The 17,903-nt window shown below is 44.2% G+C and carries 15 protein-coding genes; 2 read left to right on the top strand and 13 right to left on the bottom strand.

What is annotated here, in order from left to right:
- Positions 1-160 precede the first annotated feature (160 nt).
- Positions 161-2,443, top strand: coding sequence for a 5-methyltetrahydropteroyltriglutamate--homocysteine S-methyltransferase (metE, locus tag R7Z47_RS12910; RefSeq protein WP_256902921.1), 2,283 nt, complete (start codon positions 161-163; stop codon positions 2,441-2,443).
- 133 nt (positions 2,444-2,576) lie between these two features.
- Here the strand turns inward: metE and R7Z47_RS12905 are convergent, their stop codons facing one another.
- The 8 genes from R7Z47_RS12905 to R7Z47_RS12870 all read right to left on the bottom strand — a co-directional run bounded on the left by R7Z47_RS12905 (position 2,577) and on the right by R7Z47_RS12870 (position 10,255).
- Positions 2,577-2,969 carry a GspS/AspS pilotin family protein gene (locus R7Z47_RS12905; protein WP_005386726.1) on the bottom strand — a complete coding sequence of 131 codons (393 nt, stop codon included), beginning with the start codon at positions 2,967-2,969 and terminating at the stop codon, positions 2,577-2,579.
- A gap of 3 nt (positions 2,970-2,972) precedes the next feature.
- Positions 2,973-3,269 carry a YciI family protein gene (locus R7Z47_RS12900; protein ID WP_017634695.1) on the bottom strand — a complete coding sequence of 99 codons (297 nt, stop codon included), beginning with the start codon at positions 3,267-3,269 and terminating at the stop codon, positions 2,973-2,975.
- A 115-nt stretch (positions 3,270-3,384) separates the two neighbouring features.
- Positions 3,385-3,780 carry an acyl-CoA thioester hydrolase YciA gene (gene yciA, locus R7Z47_RS12895; protein ID WP_005376768.1) on the bottom strand — a complete coding sequence of 132 codons (396 nt, stop codon included), beginning with the start codon at positions 3,778-3,780 and terminating at the stop codon, positions 3,385-3,387.
- Positions 3,781-4,005: 225 nt separating this feature from the next.
- Entirely contained in the window at positions 4,006-4,569 is a 564-nt protein-coding gene (locus R7Z47_RS12890; RefSeq protein WP_005376769.1) for a septation protein A, read from the bottom strand.
- 198 nt (positions 4,570-4,767) lie between these two features.
- Complete coding sequence (locus tag R7Z47_RS12885) at positions 4,768-5,010, bottom strand: hypothetical protein (RefSeq protein WP_017634694.1); 243 nt, start codon at positions 5,008-5,010, stop codon at positions 4,768-4,770.
- Between the two features lie 111 nt (positions 5,011-5,121).
- Positions 5,122-7,662 carry a hybrid sensor histidine kinase/response regulator gene (locus tag R7Z47_RS12880; RefSeq protein ID WP_167415321.1) on the bottom strand — a complete coding sequence of 847 codons (2,541 nt, stop codon included), beginning with the start codon at positions 7,660-7,662 and terminating at the stop codon, positions 5,122-5,124.
- The gene (locus R7Z47_RS12875) at positions 7,655-8,839 is read right to left on the bottom strand and encodes an acyl-homoserine-lactone synthase (RefSeq protein WP_256902919.1); all 1,185 of its coding nucleotides are present in this window, start codon (positions 8,837-8,839) and stop codon (positions 7,655-7,657) included. The genes R7Z47_RS12880 and R7Z47_RS12875 overlap by 8 nt, the downstream gene beginning before the upstream one ends.
- A gap of 156 nt (positions 8,840-8,995) precedes the next feature.
- On the bottom strand, positions 8,996-10,255 hold the full coding sequence (locus R7Z47_RS12870) for a dicarboxylate/amino acid:cation symporter (RefSeq protein ID WP_005376774.1): 1,260 nt from the start codon (positions 10,253-10,255) through the stop codon (positions 8,996-8,998).
- A 543-nt stretch (positions 10,256-10,798) separates the two neighbouring features.
- On the opposite strand from R7Z47_RS12870, the gene R7Z47_RS12865 reads away from it, so the two are divergent.
- Positions 10,799-12,340: a long-chain-fatty-acid--CoA ligase gene (locus tag R7Z47_RS12865; protein WP_213894015.1), complete on the top strand. Its 1,542-nt coding sequence runs from the start codon at positions 10,799-10,801 to the stop codon at positions 12,338-12,340.
- 126 nt (positions 12,341-12,466) lie between these two features.
- Here R7Z47_RS12865 and R7Z47_RS12860 read toward each other — a convergent pair whose 3' ends face one another.
- The 5 genes from R7Z47_RS12860 to trpD all read right to left on the bottom strand — a co-directional run bounded on the left by R7Z47_RS12860 (position 12,467) and on the right by trpD (position 17,883).
- Positions 12,467-13,162 carry a Crp/Fnr family transcriptional regulator gene (locus R7Z47_RS12860; RefSeq protein ID WP_182016734.1) on the bottom strand — a complete coding sequence of 232 codons (696 nt, stop codon included), beginning with the start codon at positions 13,160-13,162 and terminating at the stop codon, positions 12,467-12,469.
- Positions 13,163-13,358: 196 nt separating this feature from the next.
- The gene (trpA, locus tag R7Z47_RS12855; RefSeq protein ID WP_047103302.1) at positions 13,359-14,165 is read right to left on the bottom strand and encodes a tryptophan synthase subunit alpha; all 807 of its coding nucleotides are present in this window, start codon (positions 14,163-14,165) and stop codon (positions 13,359-13,361) included.
- Positions 14,165-15,355, bottom strand: coding sequence for a tryptophan synthase subunit beta (gene trpB, locus R7Z47_RS12850; RefSeq protein WP_256902918.1), 1,191 nt, complete (start codon positions 15,353-15,355; stop codon positions 14,165-14,167). The genes trpA and trpB overlap by 1 nt, the downstream gene beginning before the upstream one ends.
- Before the next feature lie 64 nt (positions 15,356-15,419).
- Entirely contained in the window at positions 15,420-16,859 is a 1,440-nt protein-coding gene (gene trpCF / locus R7Z47_RS12845) for a bifunctional indole-3-glycerol-phosphate synthase TrpC/phosphoribosylanthranilate isomerase TrpF (protein ID WP_213903921.1), read from the bottom strand.
- A gap of 13 nt (positions 16,860-16,872) precedes the next feature.
- Positions 16,873-17,883, bottom strand: a complete 1,011-nt coding sequence (gene trpD / locus R7Z47_RS12840) for an anthranilate phosphoribosyltransferase (protein ID WP_017635721.1) — start codon at positions 17,881-17,883, stop codon at positions 16,873-16,875.
- Positions 17,884-17,903 lie beyond the last annotated feature (20 nt).

Raw genomic sequence — 17,903 nt, 5'->3', positions numbered from 1 at the left:
TCATGTCGCCTCATGATGAATTTTTTTAATAAACAAGTTGAATAAATGGACGTTGTTCAAACCGCAGATGAGAGCGATAGTTTAGCCATCCAGACATCTTTAATGACGAAAGATACTCTGACCCAAACAAATTAAACAAGATTGAAAAAGGAATAGGGACATGGCTACAACAACGCACGTACTAGGTTATCCACGCATCGGTGAAAAACGAGAATTAAAATTCGCTCAGGAAAAATACTGGCGCGGAGAAATTGATCAAGCAGAGCTTAAAAAGGTTGGAGCAGATCTGCGCGCTAAAAACTGGCAAACGCAAACAGATGCTGGCTTGAGTTTTACCACCGCTGGCGATTTTGCTTGGTACGATCATGTACTGACGACCACGTTGTTACTGGGTCACGTGCCAAAACGTCACGCAGACGGTTTCCCTGATTTGGATACGCTATTCAAAGTGGGTCGCGGTCAATCTCAAGCGGGTTGCGGCTGTGCGGGCGCTGCAGCATCGGATATGACTAAATGGTTCAACACAAACTACCACTACATCGTACCTGAATTTAGCAAGGACGATACATTTGAAGTGAGTTGGCCTCAACTGTTTGAAGAAGTCAACGAAGCAACCCAAGCTGGGCATAAAGTGAAGCCAGTTTTGCTTGGCCCAGTCAGTTATCTTTACTTAGGTAAAGAGGTAGAAGAAGGGTTCGATCGCCTGACGCTACTGCCACGATTGCTTACGGCTTACCAAGCTATTTTGGCAAAGCTCGCAAGTCAAGGTGTTGAGTGGGTTCAGATTGATGAGCCAATTTTGTCACTGGAGCTAGAAAGCAAATGGGCTGATTCGTTTAAGCTAGCCTACCAAGTGATTCGAAGCGATGTAAAAGTGCTGCTAACGACGTACTTTGACTCCGTAAGCGATACGCTAGGCAAAATTGTAGAGCTTCCGGTAGATGGTTTACATATCGATTTATCTGCCGCGCCTCAGCAGCTTGACGACGTGGTTGCCAAACTACCGGAGGGGTGGGTGCTGTCTGCTGGCGTGGTCAACGGTCGTAACGTGTGGCGCTCGGATTTGAGTGCGCAACTTGAACGTCTACAGCCAGTAAAAGAAAAACTGGGCGACAACCTTTGGGTTGCGAGCTCATGCTCTTTGCTACATAGCCCGGTTGATCTGGAACAGGAAACAGAACTCAGTGAGGAAGTGAAAAGCTGGTTTGCGTTCGCAAAACAAAAAGTAACAGAAGTCGCCTTGCTTGGCCGCGCACTCGATGGTGATCAAGATGCGATTCTCGCTTGTGATACCTACAGCCAGCCAATAAAAGTGCGCAAGACAGCAACACATGTGAATAAACCTCAAGTACAAGCGCGTTTAAACAACATTACCGCGTCACTTGCCGAGCGCAGCGCACCTTATGCAGAGCGTGCTGCGCATCAAGCTGAAGTATTGGGCTTGCCTTTGTTGCCAACAACGACAATCGGCTCTTTTCCTCAAACGGGTGAAATCCGGGTGCAGCGCAGCGCTTATCGTACAGGTCAATTATCTGAGTCTGAATATATCCAAGCACTTAAAGGACATATTGCTGACGCAGTGAAACGTCAAGAGGCGCTCGACCTAGATGTGCTAGTTCACGGTGAAGCAGAGCGTAACGACATGGTGGAATACTTCGCTGAGAACTTAGCGGGTTTTCAAACGACCAAATTTGGTTGGGTACAGAGTTATGGCTCTCGCTGTGTGAAACCTGCCATTGTAGTTGCTGACATTGAACGTGAAAAACCGATCACGGTTGAATGGTCGACGTACGCCCAGTCGCTAACCAGCAAACAGATGAAAGGCATGTTGACTGGACCAGTTACGATTTTATGTTGGACGTTCCCACGTGAAGACATCACACGTCAAGAAATTGCGCAGCAACTTGCTTTGGCACTACGTGATGAGGTGTCTGACCTGCAAGATGCAGGCATAAATATCATTCAAATTGACGAGCCAGCCATTCGAGAAGGTTTACCACTCAAAAAACGTGATCACAAAGCGTACTTAGAATGGGCCGTAAATGCGTTTAAGGTCTCTGCGGCAAGTGCAAAACCAGAAACTCAGATTCACACTCATATGTGTTACAGCGAGTTCAATGAAATCATTGATTCGGTTGCGGCACTCGATGCGGACGTCATTACCATTGAAACATCTCGCTCAAATATGGAGCTGCTGAAAGCATTTGAAGAGTTCAATTACCCGAACGAAATTGGCCCTGGTGTTTATGACATTCACTCACCAAACATTCCTACGGAAGAATGGATTGAAGGTTTAATCAAGAAAGCGGCAGAAAAAATTCCGGCTCAACGTTTGTGGGTAAACCCAGATTGTGGTCTGAAAACACGAAACTGGAAGGAGACAGAAGCGGCATTGGCGAATCTGGTTTCAGCGGCGAAGAAGCTCCGTGCTGAGCTGGCGTAACACATCGTTACAGCAAATAAAAACGGAGACTGTGGTCTCCGTTTTTCTATTCTTAACTGTTAACTTTCGTTTTCAGATTATCCAATAATAGCGAATCATCGTCTCATGCCGAAAGCAACAAAAATTACTGTAGCTACTTCACCTGAGTACAAGTCTGTGCGGAAACCAACTCATCTGCCATCAACTGACCGCGAGAATTACGTACCTTAATACGATACATCAAGCCCATATCAATTTGCTTGCGAACTTCTGGGTTGCTGCAGTAGGTATAGATACTGGTATTCAGTACTTGATTTAACGGCTTTGCACCGAGTGCGCCATCGTTATAAATCATCATCATCTCTACAACATTTTTGTTGGATGAGACACGCATTATTTGCAGTGGACCGTACTCTAAAGGGAGGCCCGCAGACAAGACTCCTGCTCGGTTTGATGCCATAAGCTCAAGTTGGCGCTGATTATCATCGGTTGATGAACAGCCAGCCAGAGCACCAAATACCAAGAAAAGACACAGTAATTTTTTCATAAATTAAAACACTTTTTTGAACGGTTTCACGATAACATGATCGTAAACACCAGCCGCTACATAAGGATCGGCTTCTGCCCACGCTTTAGCATCCTCTAGCGAGGCGAATTCAGCGATGACAGTTGAGCCCGTAAATCCAGCTTCTCCAGGATTGTCAGAATCTATCGCAGGCATCGGACCAGCTGTAAGAAGGCGACCTTCGTCTTGTAGCTTTTGTAAGCGACCCAAGTGTTGTGGGCGAACGCTCATGCGTTTTTCCAACGAGTTCTCAACGTCCTGTGAAAAGATGACATACCACATAGCATAGTTCCTTAATTGGTAGGGTAAAGTGTTAATTTAACGCCTTTTTTGTGTCTCTCACAAGTGAACAACAGAAAATGTGAGGTCCTTTCTAACTGTTAGCGTTGTAGGTTGACTAATTCTGAACCGGACGTGGTTTACCTTCACTGTCAATGGCTACGTAGTTGAAGGTCGCATCACAAACCATGAAGCGTTCGCCAACACCGTGAGCTTTGACGGGTTTGACCCATACTTCCAAATCGACACTCATGGATGTGCGGCCGATCTTAGTGCATTCGCCGTAGCAGCATACGACATCGCCCACACCAACAGGTTTTTTGAACGTAATGCTTGATACCGAAACGGTGACAACGCGACCACAAGAGATCTCTTTTGCCAGAATCGCGCCTGCTAAGTCGAGCTGAGACATTATCCAACCGCCAAAAATATCGCCATTGGCGTTTGTATCTGCAGGCATTGCAAGGGTACGAAGCAGCATTTGACCTTTCGGAGAGCTAATTTCTTGACTCATTGTGACATCCTAAATCTTAAAGGCGCTCAAACTAAGCGCCAACATAGTAAATACCTAGAACCAAAGGTCCTTAAAAAACCGCAGATACCGGACCAGAGAAAGTTGGTTTACAGCAGCAAGAATGGTCTGAAAACGGTACGTTGTTTGAGCGGTTTACTGATACATGGAGCAAAACAGCGACCCTAAGGTCGCTGTGAAGTCGTGGATTATAGCAAAACTGAGTTTTTAATCATCAGTGGACACATCGGATGAGTTATTTTTTTGTTCTTTTGGCATGTGTTTATAAATGTAAAAGCCAGTCGCAATCATGTAAGCAAATGTCGCGATCAACATTCCAAATACTTTGAAGTTAACCCAAACATCCAACGGCAATTCGTAAGCAATATAAATGTTTAGGCCAGCGAAGAATGAGAAGAAGCCAACCCAAGCCCAGTTAATCTTTGCCCAAACAGCGTCAGGTAACGTAATTTCCTTGCCTAGCATACCTTTGATGGCTGATTTTCCCAATGCGTGGCTCACTGCTAAGCCAATCGCCAGAATCGCGTAAATGATGGTGACTTTCCACTTTATAAAATTGTCGTCGTGGAAGAAAAGGGTCATGCCGCCGAAGATAGTGACGATAACAAATGTTATTAGCTGCATCTTTTCGACTTTCTTATACAGCGCATAGGTGACGACAAGCTGAATGGCTGTTGCTACGATCAGTGCACCTGTCGCCACGTAGATGTCGTACAGCTTGTATAAAGCGAAGAAAACGATGAGTGGTATAAAGTCTAGGATCTGCTTCATGATGGCAAAATCTACCTAATTGTTGAATTGAAGACAGTCTAACGGAATCTGACAAGATGTGAATACTGAGGAAGTTAAGGTAAGAATAGTAACGCTTAGTATATCGTACAGCCCGCAAGCTTCTTCCACGTCGAAACAGCAAATGGAAGGAATAAAAATTGCCGCGTGAAGCGGCAATAGAGTTGAGAGTTTTAAACCTTAAGCCACACGTTGATATTGGGAAATAAGCGTTTTTACATCTTCTAAATAGCCTTCCCGCAGTAAGTTATCGACCGTTGCTTCTAGCTCTTCGAGAGACATCGTGAAGCAAGTGGATTTACCAGTCATCAGGGTCAGATATTGATGATACTCTTCTTCTGTATAGTGGCCTAAGCGATCAAGTAACAGTGTTTTGATTCCATGATGAATCAAGCCGTAGTATGTATGTCGATGAAGTAACATGGCGATCTCCTTATCAAGCTCATACGCTACTCATTTGCAGCCTGCTTGACCTTCTGGATAATTCGATTTACTCCAATAATGCACATCTAGTGCCAATTCTATATTTGCAAATTAAAAAGTGCTGGAAGGTGCAAAATTCTCGTTCTGTAACCATCTTTGGATGACGACTTGAAGTGCATTTAACGTGGTGGGCTTTTCGAGCCTGTCATCCATGAGTTTCGAAATTAGCTCCAACTCTCTAGCTCCAGACTCACCAGATAAGGCAATGATTGGAACGGAGGATGTGATTTGCTTAATCCGCTGGCTGGCGTCAAATCCATTCATTACCGGCATTTGGACATCCATAAGAACGAGATCAATCTTGTGAGAGTGGAATAGTTCTACCGCAGAGGCTCCATTATTTGCTTGTAAGCTGTTGACTCCCAATCTTTTTAAATACATCTGTACCAAGGTGCGTTGCACCTCTTTGTCATCTACAATGAGCACTGTTGGTGCATCTTTACATACTTGTACGTGTTGAGCTGAATGATTTTCAGAATGTGATGCAGTTGCTTTCCAGCTATCAAAGTCCGGTGCTCTTAATGTCTCTGGTTTTGGTGCGTTTGGTACGACTGGGAAATACAAGTAGAATTCTGTGAACTCGTTCAATTCAGACTGGCACTCTATTCGTCCTCCGAAGGAGCGCATAACACGTTGGCAATAGCCCAAACCTAAGCCACTGCCTCCGCTTTTTTGATACGAGAAAAAGTCATCAAATATCTTGTGTAAGATACTGCTATCTATACCTGGCCCACTATCTCGGAAGATCAGAATGTTTTCGTAAGCCCCCGTCTGGGTACGAATCTCAATTTGACTGTCGGGATAAGAATCAAAATAGTAAATAGCGTTACGAATCAAATTGAAAATGACAAAGTTAAACAGGGTCTCATTTAACTTCGCGACAAAATCGTGTGCCTGTGGCAGGTTAATTCTCTCTATTATTTGATCGTTTTCAAAACCATAACGGCTTACTGCTTGGTCGATGGCTTTATGTATGGAAGTGAGAGCTAAAGGCTCATGCTCTGGTGAACTGTCGCTAACTTCTCGTAAAATAATATCGATAAGTTGTCGACCGCGTTGTATAGCGGCTTCACCTTTATCAATTTCTCTTTTTAGCGTATCCAGTGAGGCGTTTGACTCTATATGCTGTTTTAAAGCTTCAAATTGTAATTGTACTTGAGCGAGAGGGTTACGCATTTCATGTGCAATGGAGTTAGCCAGCGCACGGCTTTGGCGTACCTTTCTATCGGCTTCAATGGTGCTCTGGATGCGAACTAATAACGTTTGCAGAGCTGAGATTTCTTCATTAGAAAACAGCTTATTATCTATTTTATGTGAAGAAATTAGTAAGTGAGTAACAGACTTTCCACGACCGAAGAGAGGCATAACGAGCGCAGTATTGCTTGAGCGCATGCGCTCGTAGAGCTTTCTCATCGACCCTTTAGAAGAGGAGGCATAATCAATTTCTTCAGACAACTCATCTAGCACGAGAACTGACTTGCTTGACGGCAGGTACTCTTCGTAAAACGTTTCTGTGTAATTGCTAGTGACTAGCTGTAGCTTGTTGTTTGGTATGTTAAGTAACGATGCCAACTGACGCATAGCATCATCTATTGAGCGTTTAAACTCTTCCTCTAACCCAAGGATTTGCTGAACGGGAGTGTGTCGTTTCCCATAAATAAAATACGAAGCGAAACGACTGACTCGCTTAAAAAGCAAGTGCCAAGTGATACCGATAAGCGCGCATAAAGGTACCGCAACAAGCCATTGGTTATCTTCAGAGATAGGAATAAATATCGCCCCTAGCGGCAGAACAAAAATGGCGCAGACTAAGAGCGCGCTTACCGTTAAGTACGTGAGATATTTAGCGCTGTAGAAGCGAGAGGTAAGTAGGGCATAGCCCACAAACAACATTTCGCTGATTGAAAGTGCTGGTGGTAACCAAGTTAGGGAGAAGTCGCCAAGGAAATACGTCATTCCAAGGTGTATCACTGCCGTAGATAACATGAATACCAAAATGCCAGCGATCATATAGTTGCTTTTTGCTAGCGTGAGCTTGCTGCTGTTAGCGCGCATGGCAATCAAGTTAAGCAGCGTTAGTACCACGAAAGCTAGCAAACTAATGAAAAAATATGAGGTATGTGGGCCAAATTCAATGACGAACTGGCTTGGACCACTAATGGTGACATTTTCGACAGTAAGATTCGGCACTAAGTTGATGTACAGTGAATACGTTGCTAGTGCGACAAAGACGACTTTTTGCCAGACTTTGACCGCTGTTTTTTTAACATCTGCGGTTAACTGGCAAGAAAAATAGAATGCAAACGCAAAGGCGAAAAAAGACGCTAAGTTCGCTAACTTAGCCATAAAAATACCACCAACAGAGCCTAATTCTGGCAATAAATCGGTATGGAAATAGGCGTTGCTGCTTATCCAAACAATGATACAGCTGGAATAAGCGATGTAAGGCGCGTGATGCGAGCCTAAGATTGATTCACTCTTCTGTTTTAGGCGATAGCAGTAATACAGTAGCCAAGCGAATACTATTAGTACAGTCGCGTACAATGCCATTGCTTTTGGGTAAAAGAGACCGTGCAAATGAACATCAAGCATGCTCATTCACCTTTTTATCCATTCTTTTTGTTCGTACGCAATGTTTGTAGTCGCGAAATTGTATGTCTTGAAATGCTTCAACCATCATACCTAAATTCCAGAAACCGCGGTATGTCTTGGTACCGTCACCGTTAATGTCGCGGTATCCTGAGTGAAAGTAGGCACTTAAATCAATAGATTGATAGAAATTTAACATAAATACTTGCTCAATAATGGTAAAGCCGAGCTTATAGCCTGCTTTATAGAGCTCGCTCATCATAGTTTTTTGCGCCAGATACAAAAAATACAGCTTTTGTTGAATGTTGCCTCCCACCGTAAGACGCAGTACTTCGCAAACCGCTTCACTGTTCTTTACACGAGATTGAAACTGAGCATCAAACTCAATAAGAGTGTGCTCATGAGTTAGAGCACGACACTCCAAAATACCCAGTTGATTGAGAACACTGTACCCATGATTAGGAAAGCAAAACTGCCATTGTTCGTTACTAAACTTTGGTGAGTAACTGAGCCAGTTATTTCGTTGATGCCAGCTTTGCACTAAAGCGGAGGAGGCCATGATTGGTGAAGATGACGATTTGAGCAAGAGGGCAAAGTGCTGCCCTTTTTGCGAGAGTGATAAAAGAGGCAAGATTTCAAACCATTGTTCAGTTTGGACGAAAAGCTCAAGATTACTCAGTGTGATCGCTTCGGAAATCGGCATTAACGCTGCATGATTTGGCAGCATTACCTCAAGATCGCAATCTGCGATATCTTCAATTAACACGCTAGTATAGCTGTGGTCGTCAAACGGAAGCGGAGTAGGAATCGCAGCTTCGTTTGAAGGATATTTTTGCTTGATTGCTTCGATCTCGCATTGACACCAGAAAACCATCCAATGCGGGTAACAATCTGCGGCAAGTTGTTCAAGTAAACGAATCTCTTTGGAGAAACCTGTCGGATACTGTTGCACTAAATCTCGATAATCCATTAACTCAAATAGTGCAGAAAGACTTTTTGATGCGTGTTTAGGAAAGAGAGATTTAAGCAGTTTTATTCGATACAGAGCAACCTGTTGAAAAAGAGCATCTCGTTTTTGTTTCGTTAGGGTAAGAATAACTGAGTCAACCAGGGCCTGCTGCTTTGATTCGATCGGCAAATTTATTTTGGTGAGATATTCCAAAGATTGCTCAAGACTCATGATATAACCTAGCTCTAACGTTTTGTTATATTTTGTAATGGTTTATATCATTTTGAAAAATTTATGCCATCGGTTTCTATTTGTATAGTTACGTAATGCAAGAAAAGACAAAAAAACCGCTCATTATGAGCGGTTTTTGGTCTATTCAAGAAAGGGTTAGGCTTCTTGCTTTTTTAGCTCAGCTTCTGCCGTTTCTTCTTCAATTAGCGCATCAACGATAACTGCACATGCAGCATCACCTGTGATGTTCAGTGCTGTACGAATCATATCGAAAATACGGTCAAGAGCGAATAGCAGCGGTAGACCTTCAATTGGAATGCCAGCGGCAAGAAGCACGGCAACCACTAGGAAAGAAGGGCCAGGAACACCCGCTTGACCAACCGCACCCAATGTAGACGTTACGATAATTGCAATGTAAGCGCCCATGCCTAGATCGATATTGAACAGTTGAGCAAAGAAGATAGCAACCAAGCCATAGTAAATCGCATTACCTGACATGTTGATCGTTGCGCCTAGAGGCAGAACAAATGATGCAGTTGAATTTTTTACGCCCAGCTCTTTTTCACAGGTGTCCATTGTAACAGGCAGTGTTGCCATAGAAGACGCTGTTGAAAGCGCAACTGCTTGCGGTTTCTTCATTGAAGACAGGAATTTCTTCGCAGATGTCTTCGTGAAAACATGCACCATTGCTGGGTAAACAACGAAACCGAAGATTAGGATGGCGGCAACGTAAACAACGAACAGTTTAAACACCACCATTAGCGCACCAAAACCGAACGTACCGACGGCTTCTGCCATCAGACCAAATACACCGATAGGTGCAATGATCATTACTTTGTTGATCATCCAAACCATTGCGTCAACGATGCAGTTAACACCATTGATGATTGGTTCACGACGCTCTTTTGCTTGCTTAGAAATCGCAATACCAAAGAACATACAGAAAACGAGGATCTGTAGGATGTTTGCTTCATTTAGTGATTGGAAAACGTTGGTTGGGATCATACCAGTGATGGTTGCCCAGAAAGTAGGTAGTTCACCTTTTGAAGCGTATTCTGCTGAGAACATGCCTTCAACGCCAGAGACGTCGATACCCATGCCTGGTTGGAATACTTCACCCATAAATAGTGCAAGCGCAACGGCTAGGGCGGATGTTAAACCAAAATAACCTAGAGTGACGATGCCAACTTTACCTGCTGACTGGCTGTTCCCAAGACCAGCGGCGCCAGAAATCAAGGCGACAGCGACCAAAGGAATAACCAACATTTTGATTAAGTTGATAAAGATAGCACCTAAAGGAGCGAACACTGTCGCATCATGACCCATCATGGCACCAACGGCTGTGCCCACGATCATGGCGATTACGACTTGTACGCCAATGTTGTTTAGCAAACTCTTTTCTTTTAACACTTCCATAACCTCTGTGCTAATAAAATGTAAAATCCTAAAATTACCCACTAACCATAAATGGATTTACGGATAATTATCTCGCCTTGCTTTTTACACTTATCGTTTACAATTGGCAATATGCAGCAAGGTATTATTGATGGATTAATCGATATTTTATTGACGAACGATAAAGTTTTGTTCAATAGCAAACGTTTGCTATTGATTTTTCTTATAAGGGTCGCGCTTAGGATTGTTCAAGTTTATTTTTCTTTATTTGTTTTCTTTTTGTTAATTTTAACCGCTTTTGTATTTGCTATTGCAGTCAGAGTTTTTAGTGACTTGGGTTGATATTTATAACAATTCATCTCTTTCAAGCTCACACTTTTATTAATTTGCCTTCTGAAATGTTAATTGCTTTACATTCTTGGCTCTAATTGCGTTGTAAACATAATGTTAAATTGTAATGACTGGTGAGACTCAAATGCTGACGATCCAGTGTTAGAGATAACTTGCTTAGTTAATGCTCCTGAGCTGATTAGACGAGAAAGACAAGTAAGAGGTGAAGAGACTATGATGAATCTTGCTGCTGCGTTACAAAGAAATGCTGCGAGTAAACCAGATAAAACGGCGTTGATATGTGGCACTGAAAAGATAAATTATGCGCAGTTTGATGCGATCGCCGGCAAGATCGCAGCGTCTTTAATCAATAAAGGCGTAAAGCCAGGTGACCGCGTTGCGATTTCATGCCCAAACATTCCTTTTTTCGCGTTTGTTTATTATGCAATACAAAAAGCTGGCGCGGTTGCAGTCCCATTAAATGTGCTTTTGAAAGCGCGAGAAATTAAGTATCACTTAGAAGATTCAAAAGCGAAGTTTTATTTCTGCTTTGAAGGGACGAAAGAACTGCCAATGGCAAAAGAGGGTGTAAAAGCCTTTGAACAAGTCGATACATGCGAAGGCATAGTCGTACTGACTCAATCTCAAGATGAAAGCTATTGGAATGGTGTAATAACTCTCAATGCGTTTATAGCCGATGTCCAACCGTTGCCAGATTATATACCGCGTAATGCGGATGATACTTGTGTGATTTTGTATACATCAGGGACGACAGGCTTACCAAAAGGCGCTGAGCTGACTCAGCAGAACATCATAATGAACGCTCTGGTGGCACAAAACATTATGGGCAGCCAGGCCGATGATATTCACTTAGTAACTTTGCCTTTATTTCATACATTTGGTCAAACCGTCCACTTAAATGCTAGTGTTTTGGGCGGGGCAACATTGGTGTTAGTGCCTAGGTTTGAGCCTAAACATGTTCTTGAGCTGGTGGAAAAACATAGGGTGACGATATTTGCTGGTGTGCCAACGATGTACATCGGTCTGCTTCATGTGCAGCATCAATTTGATACCTCGTCATTGCGTGTTGCAGTAAGCGGTGGTGCGTCATTGCCAACCGAAATCTTTCGAACCTTTGAAGAAACATTTAATGTGCCGATCTTAGAAGGATACGGGTTGTCGGAGACAAGTCCTATTGCATGTTTTAATCATTTGGATCAGGAGCGCATACCAGGCTCGGTAGGTCAACCGGTTCAAGGTGTCGAAGTAAAAGTTATCGATATTGAAGGTAATGCACTACCGATAGGCGAAGAAGGTGAGATTGTTGTGCGTGGTCATAATGTTATGAAGGGATATCTTGACCGCCCAGAAGTTACTGAATCTGCACTACAAAATGGTTGGTTCCATACTGGTGATGTGGGCCGATTTGACAGTTCAGGTAATTTGTTTATTGTCGATAGAATGAAAGATCTGATCATTCGAGGTGGATTTAATGTTTATCCCAGAGAAATTGAAGAAGTTTTCATGACTCATCCTGCAGTTTCAATGGTCGCGGTGATAGGGATTCCAAATGAAGAGTATGGCGAAGAGATAAAAGCCTACGTTGTACTTAAACCAAAAGAATACATTGACGCCGATTCATTACAAAAGTGGGGTAAAGAGCAATTAGCCTCGTTTAAATATCCTCGTTATGTCGAAATTCGTGAGCACCTCCCGATGAGTGCGACAGGAAAGATTTTGAAACGTGAGTTGAAATCTGAATTGAATATAGCTTAGTCAATTCAATGGTCTTTGTGTCACAGCGCCACTTGCCTAAGCGCAAATGGTGTTGTGCTCTTGACCAATTAGATGCATAAGGTTTTTAGCTATCGTTAGACAATACTTACCGTTTGTTGAATGGATCTATTGCTCGAGTTTTTTAAAGTATTCTTCTAAGCGCTTCGGATTGGTAATGGTTACTGAGCCATAGTTTAGCTCTAGCATCCCGATACTTTCTAATCGTTTTAGTATCTTGTGTACACTCTGACGAGTTAGCCCCATCATGTTAGCGATATGTTCTCTTGTTACCCTGACAACGCATGGTCGAGTATCGATCGCTTGATTAAGTTGGTATTCAGCAAGCAGCAGCAACCTTTTGGCGACTCGTTCTTCAATTCCTCTAATCGCGTCATCTTCGATAACAGAAATAGCAGACCACAAGCGGCGGCTAAGTAAGTCGAGTATAGTGGGGTAACTTTGAGGGTATTTGGCGAGTAATTGGCGAAATTTATCTCCAGGAAGCTCCATTACAGTCACGTCAGAATGCGCGGTCGCACCAAAAATACGAGGCATACCGGGAGAAAAAACATTGTCTCCAAACCAGCCACCAGCTTCGAAAATCATCAGTGTGACTTCTTTGCCTTTTGAACTAATTGAGTTCACTCTCACTGCACCTTGAGCTATGACCATAAGAGAAGATTGAAGCGCACCTTTATTGCAAATCAGTGCTTTTTCGTCGAAGCAGCGAACCTTAGTCATTTGCGCTGCTTCACTAAGCCCTTTATCTGGCAGCCCTGATAGTACAGGACATTTGGCTAGCAGTGTTTTGACTTCTTCCATGTAGCAACCTTACTGCACATTGCTTTATTGAGTGAGTTAAGTTACCCAAGCTTAACACTCTTTGAGTGCTCTGCTTGAGATAGATTTGGAAAGTGCGGGCGTTGAACAAAAAATGACGTGGTATAAACGCGATAGTAAGAAAACGCCCACTAAACATAATGTTAAGCGGGCGTTGTTGTGTCATATCAAACTGAAATTATTTTTGAGTGGCAGCTTTCATTGCAGAAACGAATTCACCTAGCTTGTCGAGCATAATTTGTGGCTGATCAACGTTCGCTTCAATGATTTTTACCACGGCTGAACCAGAAATTGCACCAGCGGCGCCAGATTCTAGTGCTTGTTTCACCTGTGCAGGCTCAGAGATGCCAAAACCAAGTAGTGCTGGTGGCGCATCAAACTGGTTCAGTCTATCGAGCATATGACCTACAGGCATGTTTGCTTTGGTTTCTGCGCCAGTAACACCTGCACGAGAGAGTAGGTAAGTGTAGCCGCCACCTAACTCTGATACTTGCTTCAGTGTTTCATCACTTGCCGTTGGTGGTGCGATGAAGATTGGGTGAATACCAAACTTTTCTGCAGCAGCAACAAATTCGGCACTTTCATTAGTTGGTACATCTGCAATCAAAACAGAATCGATACCTGCTTTTGCACAACGCTCATAGAAGTTCTCGATACCACGAGAGTAAACAAGGTTCGCGTACATAAGAAGACCAATAGGTAACTCTGGGTATTTAGCACGGATCTTACCAATTTGCTCAAAGCAGATATCTGGTGTTGCGCCTGAGTCTAACGCGCGAATGTTAGCGCCTTGGATGGTTGGGCCATCCGCTAGCGGATCTGAGAATGGAATACCAAGTTCAAGGGCATCTGCACCAGACTCAACCAGTGTTTCCATGATTTTGTAAGACTGCTCGGCGTTTGGATCGCAAACCGTTACGAACGGTACAAATGCGCCTTGGTTCTTTTCGTTTAGGCGCTCAAACATCTTTTCATAACGGCTCATTAGATTGCTCCTTTTTCTTCTAAGATGGCGTGTACGGTGAAGATGTCTTTGTCACCACGACCTGATAGGTTAACGACCAATAATTGCTCTTTTTCTGGATTCTCACGAGCCATACGCAGTGCATGAGCCAGTGCGTGAGAAGATTCAAGTGCAGGGATGATGCCTTCGTGACGCGCAATTTCTTGGAATGCTTCTAGTGCTTCATCATCCGTCACGTTGTCATATTCAGCACGGCCAATTGCGTTTAGATGTGCGTGCTGTGGACCAACTGAAGGGAAATCAAGACCAGCAGAGACAGAGTATGACTCTTCAACCTGACCGTTTGGATCTTGCATCAATGGAGCTTTCATACCAAAGAAGATACCCGTTTTACCATGTTTAAGTGGTGCACCGTGCTGGTCAGTATCGATACCTTTACCTGCTGGCTCAACACCAATTAGGCGAACGCTTTCTTCTTCGATGAAGTCAGCAAACATGCCAATCGCGTTTGAACCACCGCCCACACATGCGATAACCGCATCAGGAAGACGACCTTCACGTGCCAAAATCTGATTCTTCGTTTCTTCACCAATCATGCGTTGGAAGTCACGCACGATTGTTGGGAATGGGTGAGGACCTGCCGCTGTACCTAATAGGTAGTGTGCATCTTCATAAGTTGCAGACCAGTCACGCAGCGCTTCGTTACATGCGTCTTTAAGTGTTGCTGAACCCGAGTGGACAGGAATAACCTCTGCGCCCATTAGCTTCATACGGAATACGTTCGGGCTTTGACGCTCAACGTCTTTTGCACCCATGTACACGCGACACTTAAGGCCAAGCAGTGCACATGCTAGTGCGGTTGCAACACCGTGTTGACCTGCGCCAGTTTCAGCGATGATTTCGTTTTTGCCCATGCGTTTCGCAAGTAGCGCTTGACCCAACACTTGGTTGGTCTTGTGCGCGCCACCGTGAAGTAGGTCTTCACGTTTTAGGTACAGTTTGGTTTTCGTACCTTTGGTTAGGTTACGAGTTAGAGTCAAAGCCGTTGGACGGCCCGCATACTCTTGAAGAAGCGTCATGAATTCGCTGCGGAATTCTGGATCTTCTTGCGCGTCGATAAACGCTTGCTCTAGTTGCTCCAGTGCTGGAACTAGATTTTGCGGAACGTACTGACCGCCGTATTCGCCAAAGTAGGCATTCAGTTTTGCCATCGTTATATTCCTTCTCGTATTTTTCGCTACGAATAGCTTTAAATTTTTTAGCTGATATCCAGCTTTAGTAGTTGCGAATAGCAGTGAATGCCGCGAGCAACTTCTGTGAATCTTTTTTGCCTGGTGCGCTTTCTACACCAGAGTTTAAATCTAATCCCAAGCAACCTAGTGTCGCTGCTTGTTGAGCATTTTCTGGCGACAGTCCGCCCGCTAGCATAATTTGACTTGGGTCGCCGATCAGTGACCAGTCGAACACTTGACCAGTTCCACCAGTTTGAGTGCCAACTTGCGCATCTAATAAATGGCGATCAATGTTGTCTGCTAGCAGTTCTGGCTTGGCATCAGTCACGCCGTAAGCTTTCCAAATTTCTACCGCTGCTGGTAGTTCGGCTTTGAGTTGGTTTACGTAAGCTTGGTCTTCTTGACCGTGCAGTTGCACCGCTTTTAAACCCAAAGAGGTGACGACAGAAGCAACAAAATCGATATCGTGATTTTGGAAAACGCCTACATAGTTCAGTGGAGCACCGCTCATGGTTAAGCGAGCACCCTCAAGGTCGACCGCACGCTTCGACTTCTCGACAAAAATCAGGCCACCAAATACTGCGCCTGCTTGATATGCTTTTGCTGCGTCATCTGGATGCGTTAAGCCACACACTTTGTTTTCGCCTAAGGTCACTTTACGTACAGCAAGTTCTAAGTTGTCTTCTGCCATCAGTGAACTACCAATCAAGAAGCCGTCTGCGTATTCCGCTAAATCACGAACTTGTTGATGCGTATAAATGCCAGATTCTGAGATTACTGTTGCGTTAGGAGCCAGTTCACGAATTGTCGGTGCCAGTTCTTTAGTACGATTCAAATCAGTACTTAGGTCGCGAAGGTTACGGTTATTAATGCCGATAACGCGTGCGCCAAGCTTAACGGCACGATGAAGCTCTTCTTCGTTGCTGACTTCGGTCAAGATACCCATGTTCAGGCTGTGCGCCGCTTCCTCTAGCGCTTTGTACTCTTCGTCATTAAGGACAGAAAGCATCAGTAGCACGGCATCAGCACTGTAATGACGTGCTAGGTAAACTTGGTAGGTATCTACCATGAAGTCTTTGCACAGAACAGGTTGTTTGACTTGACCGCGTACTTGAGGAAGAAAGTCAAAGTTGCCTTGGAAGTACTTCTCGTCTGTTAGGACTGAAATCGCATCAGCATGGTTGTTATAAACCGATGCAATGTAATCCAAGTCGAAGTGATCACGAATCAAACCTTTAGAAGGAGATGCCTTCTTACATTCGGTGATGAATGCCGTCGTTTCGCCACTCAGAGCATCGTAGAAGCTGCGGTCCGATGGCAGCAAATCAGACTGAAATGTGCTTAGCGGTTGAGACACCTTACGGTCTGCTACCCACTGATATTTGTCGCGGACAATTTTCGCCAGTACTTCTGCCATTTCTGCTTCTTTCTTAGAAACGTGTTCAGACAGGTTGTCAGCTTGCTGAGTGTTGAAGTCAGTCATGTTCTTCAATTCCTTAAGCGTGTGCGGCAAGTTGTTGTACCAATTGGTACGCCTTGCCTGAATTCATTGCCTCAATCGCTTGTTGCGTGTTGGCTTTTAAATCTTCGTGGCCGAATAGGCGCATTAGCAGAGCAACGTTCACCGCCACTGCGCCCAATTGCGCGTCTGTACCTTTACCCGTCAGAATGTTGGTAATGATCGCTTTGTTTTCTTCAGGATCGCCACCTTTGATCGCTTCTAGCGGGTGCGCTTCTAGACCGAAGTCTGCAGGCGTTAGTTTGTATTCTGTGATCTTACCGTCTTTGATCTCGGCAACGGTTGTTTCACCGTGAATTGCTACTTCGTCCAAGCCACTGCCGTGTACTACAGCGGCGCGCTTCATACCCATTTGTAGCATGGTTTCTGCGATAGGACGAACCAGTTCTTCACTGTAAACGCCCATCAATTCGATGTTAGGACGAGCAGGGTTAATCAGTGGGCCAAGAATGTTAAAGATAGTGCGTGTTTTCATGGTTTGACGCACTGGCATCGCATGGCGCACACCACCGTGGTATTGAGGTGCAAATAGGAAAGCAACACCGATATCGTCTACCGCTTTGCGCGTATCTTCTGCGCTCATGGCTAGGTTGATACCAAATGAATCAAGAAGGTCAGAAGAACCCGATTTGCTTGAAACGCTGCGGTTACCGTGTTTCGCCACTTTTAGACCACATGCTGCAGCAACAAACGCCGCAGTGGTTGAAATGTTGATGGTGTTGTGACCGTCACCGCCAGTACCTACGATATCTGCGAAATCGTAATCTGGACGAGGGAATGGGTTTGCGTTTGCCAGCAGTGCTTTCGCTGCGCCCGCAATTTCATCTGGTGTCTCGCCTTTGATTTTTAGTGCAGTCAGTGCTGATGCCATTAAAATTGGGTCTAGTTCACCACGGATAATGATGTCGAATAGCTGTTGGCTCTCTTCCTGAGTAAGCGATTCTTGCTCGTACAGTTTGGTAATAATAGGGTTGATGATTGCTTCCATATTTCCTCTCCTAAATTTCT

It is taken from the genome of Vibrio sp. 1641 (assembly GCF_033339995.1).
Lineage (GTDB): Bacteria > Pseudomonadota > Gammaproteobacteria > Enterobacterales > Vibrionaceae > Vibrio > Vibrio alginolyticus.
This window is presented reverse-complemented; position numbering and strand designations above follow the sequence as displayed.

Bases quoted from the DNA above. Each gene is read 5' to 3' on its own strand.
- metE (WP_256902921.1), top strand. From the start codon at position 161: ATGGCTACAACAACGCACGTACTAGGTTATCCACGCATCGGTGAAAAA.
- R7Z47_RS12905 (WP_005386726.1), bottom strand. From the start codon at position 2,969: ATGAAAAAATTACTGTGTCTTTTCTTGGTATTTGGTGCTCTGGCTGGC.
- R7Z47_RS12900 (WP_017634695.1), bottom strand. From the start codon at position 3,269: ATGTGGTATGTCATCTTTTCACAGGACGTTGAGAACTCGTTGGAAAAA.
- yciA (WP_005376768.1), bottom strand. From the start codon at position 3,780: ATGAGTCAAGAAATTAGCTCTCCGAAAGGTCAAATGCTGCTTCGTACC.
- R7Z47_RS12890 (WP_005376769.1), bottom strand. From the start codon at position 4,569: ATGAAGCAGATCCTAGACTTTATACCACTCATCGTTTTCTTCGCTTTA.
- R7Z47_RS12885 (WP_017634694.1), bottom strand. From the start codon at position 5,010: ATGTTACTTCATCGACATACATACTACGGCTTGATTCATCATGGAATC.
- R7Z47_RS12880 (WP_167415321.1), bottom strand. From the start codon at position 7,662: ATGCTTGATGTTCATTTGCACGGTCTCTTTTACCCAAAAGCAATGGCA.
- R7Z47_RS12875 (WP_256902919.1), bottom strand. From the start codon at position 8,839: ATGAGTCTTGAGCAATCTTTGGAATATCTCACCAAAATAAATTTGCCG.
- R7Z47_RS12870 (WP_005376774.1), bottom strand. From the start codon at position 10,255: ATGGAAGTGTTAAAAGAAAAGAGTTTGCTAAACAACATTGGCGTACAA.
- R7Z47_RS12865 (WP_213894015.1), top strand. From the start codon at position 10,799: ATGATGAATCTTGCTGCTGCGTTACAAAGAAATGCTGCGAGTAAACCA.
- R7Z47_RS12860 (WP_182016734.1), bottom strand. From the start codon at position 13,162: ATGGAAGAAGTCAAAACACTGCTAGCCAAATGTCCTGTACTATCAGGG.
- trpA (WP_047103302.1), bottom strand. From the start codon at position 14,165: ATGAGCCGTTATGAAAAGATGTTTGAGCGCCTAAACGAAAAGAACCAA.
- trpB (WP_256902918.1), bottom strand. From the start codon at position 15,355: ATGGCAAAACTGAATGCCTACTTTGGCGAATACGGCGGTCAGTACGTT.
- trpCF (WP_213903921.1), bottom strand. From the start codon at position 16,859: ATGACTGACTTCAACACTCAGCAAGCTGACAACCTGTCTGAACACGTT.
- trpD (WP_017635721.1), bottom strand. From the start codon at position 17,883: ATGGAAGCAATCATCAACCCTATTATTACCAAACTGTACGAGCAAGAA.